17 protein-coding genes are annotated in these 14,692 nt (G+C 30.9%); 1 reads left to right on the forward strand and 16 read right to left on the reverse strand.

Annotation, left to right across the window (positions count from 1 at the left end; genetic code table 11):
• Positions 1 to 4: 4 nt before the first annotated feature.
• From ABD939_RS02445 to cyoE, 13 genes are all read right to left on the reverse strand, one after another.
• Positions 5 to 1,357: a TolC family protein gene (locus ABD939_RS02445; protein ID WP_345164151.1), complete on the reverse strand. Its 1,353-nt coding sequence runs from the start codon at positions 1,355 to 1,357 to the stop codon at positions 5 to 7.
• Positions 1,358 to 1,367: 10 nt separating this feature from the next.
• Complete coding sequence (locus tag ABD939_RS02450) at positions 1,368 to 2,471, reverse strand: efflux RND transporter periplasmic adaptor subunit (protein ID WP_345164153.1); 1,104 nt, start codon at positions 2,469 to 2,471, stop codon at positions 1,368 to 1,370.
• A 12-nt stretch (positions 2,472 to 2,483) separates the two neighbouring features.
• The gene (locus ABD939_RS02455) at positions 2,484 to 3,725 is read right to left on the reverse strand and encodes an ABC transporter permease (RefSeq protein ID WP_345164155.1); all 1,242 of its coding nucleotides are present in this window, start codon (positions 3,723 to 3,725) and stop codon (positions 2,484 to 2,486) included.
• Positions 3,726 to 4,958 carry an ABC transporter permease gene (locus ABD939_RS02460; RefSeq protein WP_345164157.1) on the reverse strand — a complete coding sequence of 411 codons (1,233 nt, stop codon included), beginning with the start codon at positions 4,956 to 4,958 and terminating at the stop codon, positions 3,726 to 3,728.
• The gene (locus ABD939_RS02465) at positions 4,951 to 5,652 is read right to left on the reverse strand and encodes an ABC transporter ATP-binding protein (RefSeq protein WP_345164159.1); all 702 of its coding nucleotides are present in this window, start codon (positions 5,650 to 5,652) and stop codon (positions 4,951 to 4,953) included. The genes ABD939_RS02460 and ABD939_RS02465 overlap by 8 nt, the downstream gene beginning before the upstream one ends.
• 88 nt (positions 5,653 to 5,740) lie before the next feature.
• Complete coding sequence (locus ABD939_RS02470; RefSeq protein ID WP_345164161.1) at positions 5,741 to 5,959, reverse strand: hypothetical protein; 219 nt, start codon at positions 5,957 to 5,959, stop codon at positions 5,741 to 5,743.
• Between the two features lie 8 nt (positions 5,960 to 5,967).
• Positions 5,968 to 6,498 carry a DUF420 domain-containing protein gene (locus ABD939_RS02475; protein ID WP_345164162.1) on the reverse strand — a complete coding sequence of 177 codons (531 nt, stop codon included), beginning with the start codon at positions 6,496 to 6,498 and terminating at the stop codon, positions 5,968 to 5,970.
• Positions 6,491 to 7,237 carry an SCO family protein gene (locus tag ABD939_RS02480; RefSeq protein ID WP_345164163.1) on the reverse strand — a complete coding sequence of 249 codons (747 nt, stop codon included), beginning with the start codon at positions 7,235 to 7,237 and terminating at the stop codon, positions 6,491 to 6,493. Before ABD939_RS02480 ends, ABD939_RS02475 begins: the two co-directional genes overlap by 8 nt.
• Positions 7,230 to 7,949, reverse strand: a complete 720-nt coding sequence (locus ABD939_RS02485; protein WP_345164164.1) for a hypothetical protein — start codon at positions 7,947 to 7,949, stop codon at positions 7,230 to 7,232. Before ABD939_RS02485 ends, ABD939_RS02480 begins: the two co-directional genes overlap by 8 nt.
• A gap of 88 nt (positions 7,950 to 8,037) precedes the next feature.
• Positions 8,038 to 8,418, reverse strand: a complete 381-nt coding sequence (locus ABD939_RS02490) for a cytochrome C oxidase subunit IV family protein (protein WP_345164166.1) — start codon at positions 8,416 to 8,418, stop codon at positions 8,038 to 8,040.
• A 54-nt stretch (positions 8,419 to 8,472) separates the two neighbouring features.
• Positions 8,473 to 9,465 (reverse strand): cytochrome c oxidase subunit 3, encoded by a 993-nt coding sequence (locus tag ABD939_RS02495; RefSeq protein ID WP_345164168.1) that lies wholly within the window; start codon positions 9,463 to 9,465, stop codon positions 8,473 to 8,475.
• 279 nt (positions 9,466 to 9,744) lie between these two features.
• A complete protein-coding gene (locus ABD939_RS02500) occupies positions 9,745 to 10,326 on the reverse strand; it encodes a cytochrome c oxidase subunit 3 (RefSeq protein WP_345164170.1) in 582 nt (193 codons plus the stop codon).
• Between the two features lie 2 nt (positions 10,327 to 10,328).
• Positions 10,329 to 11,222 (reverse strand): heme o synthase, encoded by an 894-nt coding sequence (gene cyoE, locus ABD939_RS02505; protein ID WP_345164172.1) that lies wholly within the window; start codon positions 11,220 to 11,222, stop codon positions 10,329 to 10,331.
• Between the two features lie 123 nt (positions 11,223 to 11,345).
• Between cyoE and ABD939_RS02510 the strand changes: the two genes are divergently transcribed.
• Positions 11,346 to 12,218, forward strand: a complete 873-nt coding sequence (locus ABD939_RS02510; RefSeq protein ID WP_345164174.1) for an MBL fold metallo-hydrolase — start codon at positions 11,346 to 11,348, stop codon at positions 12,216 to 12,218.
• Positions 12,219 to 12,221: 3 nt separating this feature from the next.
• Here ABD939_RS02510 and ABD939_RS02515 read toward each other — a convergent pair whose 3' ends face one another.
• From ABD939_RS02515 to ABD939_RS02525, 3 genes are all read right to left on the reverse strand, one after another.
• Positions 12,222 to 13,025, reverse strand: a complete 804-nt coding sequence (locus tag ABD939_RS02515; protein WP_345164176.1) for a DUF1853 family protein — start codon at positions 13,023 to 13,025, stop codon at positions 12,222 to 12,224.
• A 15-nt stretch (positions 13,026 to 13,040) separates the two neighbouring features.
• Positions 13,041 to 13,940 carry a metallophosphoesterase family protein gene (locus ABD939_RS02520; protein WP_345164178.1) on the reverse strand — a complete coding sequence of 300 codons (900 nt, stop codon included), beginning with the start codon at positions 13,938 to 13,940 and terminating at the stop codon, positions 13,041 to 13,043.
• Between the two features lie 178 nt (positions 13,941 to 14,118).
• Positions 14,119 to 14,622, reverse strand: a complete 504-nt coding sequence (locus ABD939_RS02525) for a GTP-binding protein (RefSeq protein ID WP_345164180.1) — start codon at positions 14,620 to 14,622, stop codon at positions 14,119 to 14,121.
• Between the last annotated feature and the right edge of the window lie 70 nt (positions 14,623 to 14,692).

Below are 14,692 nucleotides of genomic sequence, written 5' to 3' on the forward strand. Positions count from 1 at the left end.
TTATCTAGTTTGTTAAAGATTTTCCCATATAAAAATCTAAAACTTTTGTTTTAAAAACAAAATCATATTTTGCGTTTATAAGTGATGATTCAGCATTTATTAATCTTACCCTAGATTGTTCTAATTCAAAAGAAGTTAAACTATTTAAGGTATATCGTTCTTTATTATTACTAAAAGCTAATTCTTGCGAAGCTAAAGATTTTTTAGCAGCTTCATAAGCTTGAAAAGCAGCTTTAGCGTCTGTAAATGCACGTTGAATATTTGATTCTAAATTAAGCTTTTCTTGTTCTAAATTGAGTTTGCTATTTTCTTCTTGAATTCTAGACCTTTCAACAGCAGTTTTGTTTTGAAATCTCGAAAAAATTGGAATACCTACGCTCAAAGTGAAACTATGAGATTTTTGATCGTTAAACTGATTTAAAAATGAGGCTTCAGTGTCGGTAATATTGGTGAAAAAGGCATTGGTGCCAAAACCATAATTAAAATTTACCGTAGGATAATAGCCAGATTTAGAAATTTCTGTGCTTAATTCTGCATTTTCAATATTTTTTTCTGCTACTTTTATTTCGTTTCTATTTTGAAATGCATAATCAAGTATTGGAGAAATATTATTATATAACAAAGCTTCAGATGGTGTCCCTACATCAATAACTTCAACATCAAAACCTTCAAAAGGCAACTGAAGTAATTGTGATAAACTAAGTAATGCAAGTTGATAATTGTTTTCAGCAACTACAACGTTTTGTTCGTCAGCACTTAAAGTAGCTTGTACATCATAAATATTAACTCTTGGTTGTGATCCTGCCTCAACTAGTTCCTTTACTTGTTCAACTTGAATTTTAGAAAAATCTAGTTGTGCATTTGCTATTTCTAAACGTTCTTTATTAAATAAAATATTAAGATATGAGTTTACTACATTTAAGGAAATATCATCTTTTATTCTACCTAATTCAAGTTTACTGGTTTCTAAATTTAACTGAGATTGTTTGTATAAGTTTGTTAACCTAAACCCATTAAACACATTTTGGTTTACATTTACGCCTAAATTTGTAACATTGGTAGTCCTTTCAACTACAACTTGTGTGCTACCAACATCAATTCGTTGCGTACCAATGCCTAAACTATGACCTAAATTAGCACTAACAGATGGTAGAAATTGACCTTTTGAAGCTATAATATTTTGCTCATCTGTGAGTAAATTGTTTTGACTCTGCGAAATAGAAATATTATTCTCCAAAGCATAATTTACGCATTCTTGAAGTGTCCATTTTTTTTCTTGAGCAATTGATGTTATTGATACTAAAGAAAATATTAGTAACACTAAAAGTTTTGTTGTTTTACTATTTGAATTAATCATATTTAAAATCTTAATTTTCTCTAGAAACTTTATTCCAGATTTTGATTTTATCGCCTTCATCAACACCGTCAATAATTTCAACATTTATCCCGTCAGATAAGCCCAATTTAATGTCTTGTTTTTTAAATGAATTGTCATCTTGTTGAATTTCTACGTATGGTTTCTCAGTTATTCTATCAAATCGAACTAAAGATTCCTTGATACTAAAAATACTATCTTTACTCGCAATGTTAATTTCTGCATTAGCACTATATCCGGCTCTAATATTTGCGCTTAATTCAACTTCAACATCTGCTTTTATGGTAAATTGTACTGCCCCAGCGTTATCTGAGATACCTTTAGGTGCAATAAAAGTTAACTTACCTTGTAATTTTTTCTCGTCGAGTGCTCCAATAATAACATCAATAGGTTCACCTTCTTTTAGTTTACCTACCTCAGACTCATCAACCGTACCTTCAAAAATCATATTACTCATATTTGCAATAGTAGCAATACTCGTTCCAGCATTAAAGTTATTACTTTGAATAACTTGGTCTCCTACCCGAACAGGTATCTCTAGAACCGTTCCAGCTATTTGAGCAATAATGTTTGTATTAGCAGAGTTGCCTCCAGAAATAGATCCTTTTTTAATGATTTGATAATCATTTTGCGCTTGAGACAAAGTTTCTTTTGCTTGATTGAATGCGAGTTCGCTATTTTCAAAATCTTGTTTAGAAATCACACCTTTGTCAAATAAAACTTTATTTCTTTTGTAAAGAACATTAGCATTATCAAAAGATAACTTTGAACTATTTAGCCTACTGTTGGCACTAACTAAAGATTGCTCGTTTGGGACAACTCTTATTTTGGCAATTAAATCTCCTTTGCTAACCATATCTCCTTCTTCAACTAAAATTGCATCGACAATACCTGTAATTTGTGGTTTTAGCTCTATTTCTTCTTCAGGATTAAGACTACCAGTTGCCACTATTTTAGTACTGATAGAGGTATAGAAGGGAGTCTGAGTATCAAAGGATTCTGGTGCACTATTGTTGGCAGTATAAAAGTACTTCAATACCCAAGCAAATAATATTATTGCTATAACAATAAAAACGATTTTAATAATTCTTTTCATTTTATATTTAATTTATTCTTCTCTTAACGCATCTATTGGTTTAATGCTTGTTGCCTTAAAGGCAGGTATTAAACCGATTAAAGTACCAAGAATGGTAACAATAAAAAGAGCAAAAAATACCATACCTATTGATACAGATGGATTTCGCATAAAGGCATCTTCGCCTTGAGCAACAAATGTATTCACCATTATTAATATTAAACCGCCACTTATAATACCCAAAAAGCCAGAAAGTAATGAGATGGCGACCGCCTCCACAATTATTTGACGTTTCACAAGATAAGGTGTAGCTCCTAAAGCTCGTCTTATTCCAATTTCTTTGGTACGTTCTTTAACAGATATAAGTAAAATACCCCCAATAGCGAAAACACCTGCAATTAATGTTGCTATCCCTACAAACCAGGTTAAAAATTGCATACCAACCACAAATCCATTAATTCTATCGAAAAAATCGCCTAAATTAAAACCATTTAGTGCTCGATTATCGTCTGGATGAATGTCGTGAATATTTTTAAGTAGTAATTTAACTTCAGCATCTAACTGAATAATATCAAAATCTGGCTTACCTGTAATTGTTAAAACGTCAATATTATTTCCACGATTATATATTTGTTGAAACGTTGTAAAAGGTATATCAGTATCATTTGGAGGACCTCCGGTTTGAACCACTTCAAATACTCCAATAACTGTAAAATTTATATTATTTGCTTTGACCATTTTACCTATTGGGTATTCTCCTTTTTCAAATAATTGTTTATAAACATCTTCTGAAATAACTATAGCTTTTTTACGGTTATCAATATCATTTTGATTGATATATCGACCCCATAAAAGATTTTTTTTAGCTAGCTTATCTCGAAATGGAAATTCTCCATTTACGCCAAAAATACCAGATAACGTTTTTCTACTTCCCGTTATCTGACCCGCTAGACTAGGTAAAACATACTCAACTCCTTCTATATTGTCTTTAATTTTTTCAACATCATCTAGCGTCATTTTTACGCGACGTCCTTCTTGATAGCCTTTAAAAGGAATTGAAGAAGCACCACTAAAAATAAAAACACTATTTGTTGCATAATTTTGAAATCGTATATTAAAATTATTTTCAACACCTTTTGCAGACCCTAGTAAAGCTATTAGTAAAAGAATACCCCACCAAACACCCACCATAGTTAAAATAGACCGGAGTTTATTTTTACTTAGGCTATCAAAAACTTCTTGCCAAGTATCTTTTTCTAGTAAAAATTTTATCATTTAACCATTTCTTAAAGCTATTATTGGTTTAATTTTAGATGCTTTTTTTGCAGGTACAAATCCAGCAATAGCACCAGCGATTATTAAAACAATAGTTGCTGTAATTAAAATAGATGAATTAACGCTTGGGTTTGTAATAAAATAACGCTCTAAGCTAGATCCTATGGCTTCTAAAATACCAACACCAATTAATAAGCCAATGTAGCCTGTAATAGTTGTTATTAAAATAGACTCAAGTAATATAATAGATACTACAGATTTGGGCGATGCTCCTAATGCTTTTCGGATGCCAATCTCTTTTGTTCGCTCTTTTACTATGAAAATCATAATATTACTAATGCCTAAAATCCCTGCTATTAGTGTTCCAAATCCAATAATAGGTATTAATGCCGCTAGACCAGATGAAATATTATCAAGGCGTTTTTTTTCTGTAAGAGCTCGACTTCCAATTCTAATGGCGCGTTGATCATTGGGGGCAACCTCAAATCTATTCTTTAACTTAGTAGTCATTTCTTTTACTAAACCTAGACCTTGATCTATGTTCATTTTAGGATTATATGTTAATGAAATGTTTCCAATATCATCATTACCAAAATATAATCTTTGTATAGTGGTAAATGGAACGTAAACAACGCGTTCTTGTCTATCTCCACCGTCATCAGAGTATACTCCAACAACCTTGTATTGAACACCTTCTAAATCAATATATTTACCTACAGCAGATTCTTTTAAAAACAAATCTTCTTCTACGAGGCGACCTATAACGCATAACTTTTCCTTACTTTTTATATCTTTTAAGTTAATAAATCTACCATCTTTTATTTTAGCTTTCTCAATATATTGATAGTCTGGAGAAACTCCAGAAACACTGTAAGAGCCTTTTTCTTTCTTATATTTAATTTGATAATTTCTAGAGAGTTTTGTGGATAAGAATTCTATGTTATCTCCAAACTCTTCTTTTAGATATATTAAGTCTTTACTAGTAGGCATAATTTGTCTTCCTACCTGAAGTCCTTTATAAGGCTTAGAGGTAGTTCCGAACCTTATATTAACTGCATTTTCAGCGGTTCTAACAAAAAATTTCTCAAACGTATTTTCAAGTCCATTGGCAATTCCAAAAAGAATGGTAAACAGCATAATAGCAAATGCTACTGTAAAACCAGAGAGTAAAGCTCTAGTTTTATTTTTATTAATACTTTGGAATATTTCTCGCCAAAGGTCTAAATCAAACATATTGTTCTGCTCGTACTTGAGTTACTTTTGTGTCTTCCATAATAACGCCATCACGAAGCCTTACAATACGTTTGCACATGTTAGCAATGTCTTCTTCATGCGTTACCATTAATATGGTTTTACCTTCATCATTTAATTGTTGAATAAACGCCATAATTTCGTGAGATGTTTTGGTGTCTAAAGCTCCTGTAGGCTCATCAGCTAATAATAACTTTGGGTTTGCTGCCAAAGCTCTTGCTATAGCTACACGTTGATTTTGCCCACCAGAAAGTTCCTTAGGTAAATGTTTTGCCCAATCTTTTAAACCTACTTTCTCTAAATGAAACAAGGCTTTTTCTTGTCGTTCTTTACGGTTCATACCTTGGTAATAGAGTGGAAGTGCAACGTTCTCTAAGGCGTTTTTGTAGTTTATTAAATTGAAAGATTGAAATATGAAACCTAAAAACTTGTTTCTATAAACTGCTGCTTTCTTTTCCGTGAGGTCTTTAATAGCTAAGCCATCTAATATATAATCACCTTCATCTGCCTCATCAAGCATACCAATGATGTTTAATAAGGTAGATTTTCCAGAGCCAGAAGACCCCATAATAGCTACCATTTCGCCATCTTTTACAGACAAATCTATACCTTTTAAAACATGTAAACTTGAATCTCCTATGGGGTAGGATTTGTGCAGTTGGCGAATTTCTAACATGGGATAATAATGTTAAAGCTAATCGAAGCTTTATTATTAGACTAAAAATACAAAGAAATGTTACTAAAAGAGTTTAAAAAAGTTTTTATTATTTTTTTAACTTATTGTATTTCTTGTAAATAAAAAAACCAATCCCGCCAACTAATAGATAGGGAATAGCCATTAAATACACAATACCGTCATTTATACCTTCTGCAGCGGTTTGACCTTCTTCACTTTCTAAAACGGCACGACACATAGCGCATTGTGCATTAGTCTTTAAAAAAAAGAATAGTGCTAAAAGAAAAAAGATGACGTGTCGCTTCATTTTTTAATTTAATAATAAGGAGCTATCATAATGTAAACCACTACACCAGTTATGGCAACATATAGCCAGAGTGGGAATGCAATTTTTGCAATTTTTTTATGTTTTTCAATATTGTTAGTAATAGCTCTTACATATGTTATTAAAACAAATGGAATAACTATTACAGATAGTAGTATGTGTGTTATTAAAATAAAATAATAAAAATATTTTACAAAACCTTCACCTCCATAAGAAGTGGAATCACTGGTCATGTGATACGCTACATACATAACCAAAAAGGCAACAGACAGAATAATTGCAAACTTCATTAACCTTTCATGAAGTTTAATTTTTTTATTACGAATAGCTATAAAAGCAAATACCAAAATTAATGCAGTTAAGGCATTTGTACTAGCGTATATTGGTGGCAGAAAAACAGGGAGTTCAGCATCAATTTTAACGCCAAATAAAACAACAACTACAAGGGGAATTAAAATAGATAATACAACAATAAGTTTATTGTACTTTTTTTCGTTTGTTAGATTTTTTGAGTTACTCATTTAATAATTTTTTAATATCAGCTTTTAATGCGCTAATCTCTTCTGGAGAGCCATCATCATCTATTTTTTCCTCTTCAGATGTAATACCACGATAATATATTATAGGATTTCCAAATGCATCTTTTCTAGATCTAATAAAACCATTTTTATCAATTAGCGCAAAATTTCCAGAGTGTTCGAAGCCTCCTGCAACTCCTTCTTCTTGTGCTGTATAAAGGTTGAAGCCCTCGTTTGATAATTTATATATTACATCTTTCTCTCCTGTCATTAAATGCCAATTTGGATTTGTTACACCATATTGTTCAGCATATTCTTTTAAAACTTCTGGAGTATCGTAACTTGGGTTTATTGTAAATGATGCAACACCAAAATCTTCAAAATCTTTAAATGTATTTTGTATTTGTATCAAGTTTTTATTCATTCTTGGGCAAATGGTAGGGCATGTGGTAAAGAAGAATTCTATAACATAAACTTTGCCTTCATAATCTTTATTAGTTATTGTTTTTCCATCTTGATTGGTAAATGAAAATTCAGGAACTTTTTTAGGGACATCATTAATTTTAATAAAGGCTAAGTCTGAAGTTTTAGATTTATCATCATCAGCAAAGTCTGTTCTACTTTCTTTTCTTATGATGTCTTCATTAGAAATTCTGTCTATTATTTTAGGTATAAAAATAATACCAAAAACAAGAATAATAAAGGAAATGCCTATGTACGAATAGTTAGTTTTTTTACTCATCGTTTTCTGATTTTAAGTCGCTTGCTCTTCTGGTATCTGAGTTAAATTCCCCTTTTCGTTTTTGTCTATATTCTGTAAATAGAATACGCAAATCATCACTCATTTTATTTTTTATTTCAGCTACTTCAATACAGTCATAACTATGCAAGCCATAAATTGGTTTCTTTTTTTCTAATTCTTTATCTGTTCTATCATCTAGACGCCCTCTTTGGTTTAAATCCTTGTCAATAATAAATACATTATTAGATGATAAATCGTTATTCAATTCGGTTTTAGTTTTTAAGCTAAAAAATACTTTTTTTATATCTTGTGGTTCGCCAAAAATAAAGTGCCAAAACCTTAAATCCTCGTAAGAACTTATTTCGTTCTTTAACGCTTTGGCTTGCTCTTCGCTTCCTTTTGGCATTAAAATAACAACTTGAAATTTTTTAAAACCTTTGAATTTATCGTAAACTAATTCTTTTAAATTTAAAGCTACAGTGTTATTTTTTATAGAATCGTTTCCAAAAAAACCAACAACTGTAATGTGGTCTTCTAAAATAATTTTCTCTTCAGAATTAGAATTAAATGCATTTAAATCTAAAACGGATTCATTAACAACATCAAGTGGGTCATAATTATGTGTTGCAGGATATAAAAATAATAAAAACGTTACTGGAAGAAAGAACAAAATTCCTAAAACTACATATCTACTTACTTTCTTATAATCCATTAAATAACAGTGTTTTTATTATTTGCAAAAATAAAAAAAGGCGGTTTAAAAACCGCCTTAATATCTTAAATTAACTATATTTTATAAGTTAAAAATCTCTTTTAATATAACCGTCATCATATACATCAAAAACATAACCACCTTCTTGCAATAAAATAAATATTAAATACAGTATTAGGAAGATAGCAGTCCATACAACCATACGTCTCAATGCTTTTGTTTCATCACGCATGTGCATAAAATCCCAAGTAATGTAATAGGCTTTTACAATGGTTAGTATGATAAATATCCAGTTTAAGGCTTTCATGCCAAGAAAAGAAGCCATTAAAGCTTCAGGTTTTATAATACCTAAAACAACTTCAATAACAGTTACAATAGTTAAAAAGATTAAAACACCCCAAATTTTTTGAGTATTCGATTTAAACTTAACTAAGCCTCTAAATATTTCTAATTTATGTTCGTGTGCCATTTTTAATGCTATTTTAAATTTCCTTAACTAAGGAAATGACAATAATTTTATTTATTAAACTAGGTAGAAGAATGTAAATACAAATACCCAAACTAAATCTACAAAGTGCCAATATAATCCCACTTTTTCAACCATTTCATAATTCTTACGTCTTTCATAAGTTCCTAAAACCACATTAAAGAAAATAATGATGTTTATTATAACTCCAGAAAATACGTGAAAACCGTGAAAACCAGTTATGAAGAAAAAGAAATCAGCAAATAAAGGCGAGCCATATTCATTAACACGAAGATTTGCACCTTCAACAACAAGCTTACCATTTTCTTTTATTTGCCTTAAGGATTCAGCTCTTGATAAAACTGTTTTTTCACCTTCTTCATTTATAATTTGCGTTCTTACTAAAACGTTGCTATGAGCTTCTAGACCATTTACAACTTCATTTACCGTGTAATTTGGTAAAGTGCCTTCATCAACAAACCATAATCCGTTTTTACGTTTGTGGTCTGTTCTTTCTTTGTGCGTATCAATAGCGGCAAAATCTCTTACAGCTACACGTTTAAAAACTTGTTCTCCTTCTACATCAACATATTCACCAAACTGTAAAATGTTTCCGCCTTTGGTTTGAACTGCACCATAATCTCCTTTAATAAAGGTGTTCCATTCCCAAGCTTGAGATCCTACGAAAATAAGACCGCCAATAATGGTTAAAAACATATAAAGTGTTACTTTGGCTTTGTTTAAATGATGACCTGCATCTACGGCTAATACCATAGTTACAGACGACATGATAAGTACAAAAGTCATAAAAGCCACATAATACATTGGTGCGTCTACACCGTGTAAGAATGGAAAGTGAGTAAACACTTCATCGGCAATTGGCCATGCATCAATAAATTTGAATCTTGAAAATCCGTAGGCTGCTAAAAACCCCGAGAATGTTAAAGCATCTGAAACGATGAAAAACCACATCATCATTTTACCGTAACTTGCTTTTAACGGCTGGTTACCGCCTCCCCAAGTTTTGCCTTCTGCTACTGCTGTACTCATATATAAAGGTTGTTATTTATAAAAGTTGGACAAAAATAATCATTTTATTCATCTAATAAAATATCCCGCTTTAAAAATTATGAACCTAAAATTAATCTGGGTAAAAAATAGTTTTACAGTGAGGTTTTAAAGTTGACAAAAATAGTTGGTAATAGTTTCGATAGGACTTTTAGTAGTTACTTTTTTATGTATTGGTTATCCTTTGTAGAATTTCAATTAAAAACATACTTATTTGTTAAAGCCTTTAAATACAGATAGCTAAAGGTTTTTTTAAGTTTGTTACCTCACAAAATATAAAAACAAAAAAAGGTAAACCCAAAGAATGTCAATAAAATGCCAAAACGTTGCAGCTAGTTCAAAACCTAACATATTTGTTGGTGTATACTTTTGTTTAAAATGATTATAAATTACAACCAATAAACAAATCAGTCCAACAACTACGTGTAAAATATGCACTATGGCTATGAGATAGATGTAAGACATGGTTACATTACTTGTTGGTCCAGTAAAGTTATATCCTAAATCTATAATTTGTTGAAAACCAGAAAACTGATTATATATAAAAACAATACCTAAAATTAAGGTTGCAAATAGCCAAAGCATTGTTGCTTTGTTGTTTTTACTATTTAGAGCACGTTTAGCTAAAATAAAAGTTAAACTACTTATAATAATTACGACCGTACTAATTATAAAAGCATTTGGTAATACAAAATCTTTTAACCAGTCAGGTCTAGAGCTACTTACTACAAAAGCACTGGTCCATCCTGCAAATGACATGATTAAGGAAATAATTCCAAACCAGAGCATCATTTTTTTTGCTCTATTATTTTTTTCTTCTTGAGTACCTTGAGTTAAATCCATGGTTATCTAATAAATTTATCTATAACGTAAACTATTTGCACAAGTGATATGTACGATACACTAACTAACATAAGTTGTTTTGCAGCTTTTTCAGTCATTATTTTAAAAAGACGGATAGCATAATATAGCATCCATAAACCCAATAAAAAAACCAGAACTGCAGAGACAATTGATAGCTCTAACTTACCAGTAAAGCCAAAAACAGGGATTATAGAAACAATTACTGTCCAGATAGTATACATAATGGTTTGCACTGCGGTACCTCTGTCTTGTTTTCCAGTAGGTAACATAAAAAAACCACCTTTTTTGTAATCTTCAAATAAAAACCAGCCAATTGCCCAAAAATGAGGAAACTGCCAAAAGAATTGCAATGCAAATAAGGTTCCTGGTTCTATGCCAAAATCATCAGTAGCGGCAACCCAACCTAACATAAAAGGAATAGCTCCTGGTATAGCTCCAACAAAAACTGCTAAAGGGGTTTTTGTTTTTAAAGGTGTATAAACGCAGGTGTATAAAAAGATAGAAATAGCACCAAACATAGCGGTTTGCTTGTTGATGGTGTATAAAATAATGATACCTGCTAAAGTAAAAACAGAAGCAATAATAAAAGCGGTATTAACAGACATGCGTCCTGAAGGAATTGGTCTGTTTTTTGTGCGATCCATTAAGGCATCCAAATCTTTTTCAATAATTTGGTTAAAAGCATTTGAAGCTCCAACCATAAAATAGCCCCCCAAAGCAAGTAAAATCAACGTTTTAAAATCAACCGATTCAACACCTAATAAATATCCCGCAACAGATGAGAATACCACACTTAATGCCAATCGCATTTTAGTAATTTCTTTAAAATCGTGAATTAAAGAAGGATTTTCTATGGCTGTTTTCGATTTACCCAAAATAGTATTTAATATCGCATGTTTTATTGCGAGTGCAAAGATACGCCTTAAAAGCAATTTGAGCAATGCTAATACAATTTTTAATATATTTATACAAATTCAACATATCACAAATTCTATTCAATGAAAATAGTTCGCTTACTCATCATTTTAGTCTTCTTTTTTTCAATTCAATCAATTCAATCTCAAGGTAATTTTGATAAGGTTACAATAGAAACCATTAAACTTACAGACAATACATATATGCTTGTCGGTAGAGGAGGTAATATTGGTGTTTCTGTTGGCGATGATGGTGTTTTTGTAATAGATAGTCAATTCGCTCCGCTAACGCCTAAAATTTTAAAAGCAATAAAAGGCATTAGTGATAAAGAGATTAAATTTTTAGCAAACACACATCATCATGGAGATCATAGCGGAGGAAATGAAAATATATCTAAGTTAGGCACCCATATAATTGCACACGATAATGTTTATGCAAGAATAAAAGCAAATAGCAGGCAAACGGATGATGCATTGCCAATAATTACTTTTAATGATAAGTTAAGTATTTATATAAATGGCGAACAGGTTTTGATTTTTCATGTAGACGATGCGCATACCGATGGTGATGCCATGTTGTATTTTACAGAGAGTAACGTTTTGCATACTGGAGACACTTATTTTAATGGACGTTACCCTTACATCGATTTAAACTCTGGTGGAAGCGCTAGTGGTTATATTGATGCTGTAAAAGCAGGTATGATGGTTATTGATGAGGACACAAAAATAATTCCAGGACATGGTAAATTATCAAACAAAACCGAATATGAAACTTTTTTAAAGATGTTAGAATCCATTAAAATAAATGTTCTGGCAGAAATAGAAAAAGGTAAAACAGAAGAAGAAGTAGCTTCGAATACAGATGTTACAAAAGTTTACGACGCCTTAAATTATGGTACTGGTTATATAAATAGCGAAAAAGTAAGACGAACTTTTTACAAGAGTTTAAAGAAATAGTACTTACCACCAAACCAAAAACAGCTTCTTTAATTCGCCATTTTTAAATTTTACCCAACATAGCAATGAAAACTTTTCTAGAAAATAACCTTCAGATTTATTTTTAAAATCTTCAAAATTTAACCAGTTTATATTTGTGTGAGGTTCTACTAACCAATCTTTCTTTTCAGGAATATAAAACTTACAATCAGTAAACTGATGTAATTGGTTTTTATTTATGTAAAACCCAACAATACAGTCTTGGTTTATATGTTTAAGTTGAATGTCTTGTTTTGAATACGGAATGAATAATTGCGCTTTAAAGTATACTTGTTGTGTAATATTTTTTGAATTAAGATGAAGTGATTTCAAATAGCTTTCACAATGTTTAGAGTAAAGCAGCGGTAACTGTTTTTCTTTTAATTTTTCGAGCTTTTCTTTTAAAGAATCTTTTCTATTTGGACCAATAAAATGGTCTATTTCATTGTTGCCAACTGATGCATCATACAAATAGAATTTATAAATAATTTCTAAATGGATGGGTTTATAGTGTTTAAGAAGTAAGCAATCTAATTCGCCAAGGGTAATTTTATTATTTTGTATTTGGATGTTTTCTGCTAAAACAGAAATATGTTTTTGTTCTTGTAATTGAAAAGAAACTAAACGCTCAACGTATTTACCTAAACGCAAGTTTTCATTAATATCTAAATATATTTTACTGAATTTATTTTCAATTTCAAATTGGTTTAAACCAAAAACAGCATCGTTTTTCCATAAAAAGGGTGTTTCTAAAAAACCTTGGTAGTGTTTTTGTAGCGTCGAATTCAAAATTATTATAATGCTTTATTCAGTTTTGTAATCAGCTAATTTTACTGGACCTTCAAGTAAAACCCTAACAATTTGCAATGTGCCATTATCTTTAGTAGCTATTTGCCATTTAATTAAAGAAATAGCGCCATTTTCAATTTCAATACCTGTAATACTTCTGGGGTGTACACAGCTTCCATCATTAAAAAAAGCAATATCTCCGGGCTCAGGGAAACGTGGCCTGTGTGTATGCCCAACAATAGTAAGTAAATTGTTGTTTTCTGTAATCCATTTTTTGGTTCTACGTTCTACTTTAATAAGTTCTTTGTAGTTTTTAGCGGGACTTGTTGGGTCTGCAATTCCCATAACGTTTAAAGGTTTCCAGAGTAAACGAACCATAAATCGACTCCATTTCCAGAATAAATAGTTCCACCAATCAGCTTGATGTCCGTGGGTTAAAAATAATTCTTGACCAGTTAAACTGTGTTTTAAAATGATAGCTTCATGATATTTAATATCACTAAAAAGTTCAACATCTTCGCCTGTTTTTGGATCAAAATAAGTTGATAAATGTTTCTTAACATATTCTGGATTTCTGTAAACCATATCGTGGTTTCCCCAAATCATATGTAGTTTTTTAGCTTTATGAAATGATTTCATAAGCATAAAAACATTTTTATGAGCATTTAAAATTGAATTGAACGATAAGTTTTCCCAAAGTTCATCACCATCACCTAATTCACAATATTCGAAACCTTCAGCATAGTAGTGTTTTAATGCGTGAAAATAGATGTTTCTGTTATTTGCAAAATCATCGGCAAAACTATTGTCGCCTCTGTGGCAATCGCTAAATAAAATAAACTTACTGCTGTTGTTAAACTCAACAACTTTAGCATTTGTGTAAGCATTATCTAATCTTTTTTTGGAGGAAAGCATGGAGTAAATTTATCTTTTTAAAACTAAATAGTATAAAGAAATAGTAAATATTAACATCTTAATAGTAATTAACTAACCTTTAGGTAAAACAAAGAAATTACTTTTATTGCAGGAAACGTTAGTGTACAGTTTTTTTGAGTTAGTTAGTTTTTAAAAAGCTTTAATTGGTCTATTTCAATTAAGGCTTTTTTTTGTTTAGAACGCGATTCATAAAATTGTTTAAATCCTGCATTTCCTTTTTACTTGAAGATTTCCCAATACGGCCACCGAAGTATAAGCCAATCCAAATAATAACCATAAGCAGCATTAAGGTTATTTGTATGCCGAAGTTTTTTTCTAATGTCCAATTCGTGTATGCCCAAATGCTAAAGGCTATAAATACTCCAGCCACCATAAAATGAAGAAACATAAAAAGCGTCCAAACGGTTGGGTTTGGTCCGAATAAGCCATGGAGCAAACTAGATTTGTTATCAATCTCATTAATTTCCAAATGTAATTGTGGCGACCAAAAGTGCTGTTTATGTTTCGGGAATTTAATAAAAACGTGGTCGTCTATTCTATTAACTATAAAATCTGACTGGAGTTTTTTTTCTAATTCAAAAGCCTCTAAAACAGATTCGTTATCTTCTTTAAGTTCTATTTTAAACCGTGGTCGTAAAACAATATCATTCGAGAGTTCCATTTAGTTTAGTTTTGGTGCTATTAAATTAGCGCTTTTTCTTTAAAGATTTAATAGTTTCAATCTTTATTAA

This window comes from Algibacter aquimarinus (assembly GCF_039543265.1).
GTDB classification, from domain to species: Bacteria; Bacteroidota; Bacteroidia; order Flavobacteriales; family Flavobacteriaceae; genus Algibacter_B; species Algibacter_B aquimarinus.

Excerpts from the sequence above, each read along its gene's own strand:
- ABD939_RS02445 (WP_345164151.1), bottom strand. The coding sequence starts at position 1,357 with ATGATTAATTCAAATAGTAAAACAACAAAACTTTTAGTGTTACTAATA.
- ABD939_RS02450 (WP_345164153.1), bottom strand. The coding sequence starts at position 2,471 with ATGAAAAGAATTATTAAAATCGTTTTTATTGTTATAGCAATAATATTA.
- ABD939_RS02455 (WP_345164155.1), bottom strand. The coding sequence starts at position 3,725 with ATGATAAAATTTTTACTAGAAAAAGATACTTGGCAAGAAGTTTTTGAT.
- ABD939_RS02460 (WP_345164157.1), bottom strand. The coding sequence starts at position 4,958 with ATGTTTGATTTAGACCTTTGGCGAGAAATATTCCAAAGTATTAATAAA.
- ABD939_RS02465 (WP_345164159.1), bottom strand. The coding sequence starts at position 5,652 with ATGTTAGAAATTCGCCAACTGCACAAATCCTACCCCATAGGAGATTCA.
- ABD939_RS02470 (WP_345164161.1), bottom strand. The coding sequence starts at position 5,959 with ATGAAGCGACACGTCATCTTTTTTCTTTTAGCACTATTCTTTTTTTTA.
- ABD939_RS02475 (WP_345164162.1), bottom strand. The coding sequence starts at position 6,498 with ATGAGTAACTCAAAAAATCTAACAAACGAAAAAAAGTACAATAAACTT.
- ABD939_RS02480 (WP_345164163.1), bottom strand. The coding sequence starts at position 7,237 with ATGAGTAAAAAAACTAACTATTCGTACATAGGCATTTCCTTTATTATT.
- ABD939_RS02485 (WP_345164164.1), bottom strand. The coding sequence starts at position 7,949 with ATGGATTATAAGAAAGTAAGTAGATATGTAGTTTTAGGAATTTTGTTC.
- ABD939_RS02490 (WP_345164166.1), bottom strand. The coding sequence starts at position 8,418 with ATGGCACACGAACATAAATTAGAAATATTTAGAGGCTTAGTTAAGTTT.
- ABD939_RS02495 (WP_345164168.1), bottom strand. The coding sequence starts at position 9,465 with ATGAGTACAGCAGTAGCAGAAGGCAAAACTTGGGGAGGCGGTAACCAG.
- ABD939_RS02500 (WP_345164170.1), bottom strand. The coding sequence starts at position 10,326 with ATGGATTTAACTCAAGGTACTCAAGAAGAAAAAAATAATAGAGCAAAA.
- ABD939_RS02510 (WP_345164174.1), top strand. The coding sequence starts at position 11,346 with ATGAAAATAGTTCGCTTACTCATCATTTTAGTCTTCTTTTTTTCAATT.
- ABD939_RS02520 (WP_345164178.1), bottom strand. The coding sequence starts at position 13,940 with ATGCTTTCCTCCAAAAAAAGATTAGATAATGCTTACACAAATGCTAAA.
- ABD939_RS02525 (WP_345164180.1), bottom strand. The coding sequence starts at position 14,622 with ATGGAACTCTCGAATGATATTGTTTTACGACCACGGTTTAAAATAGAA.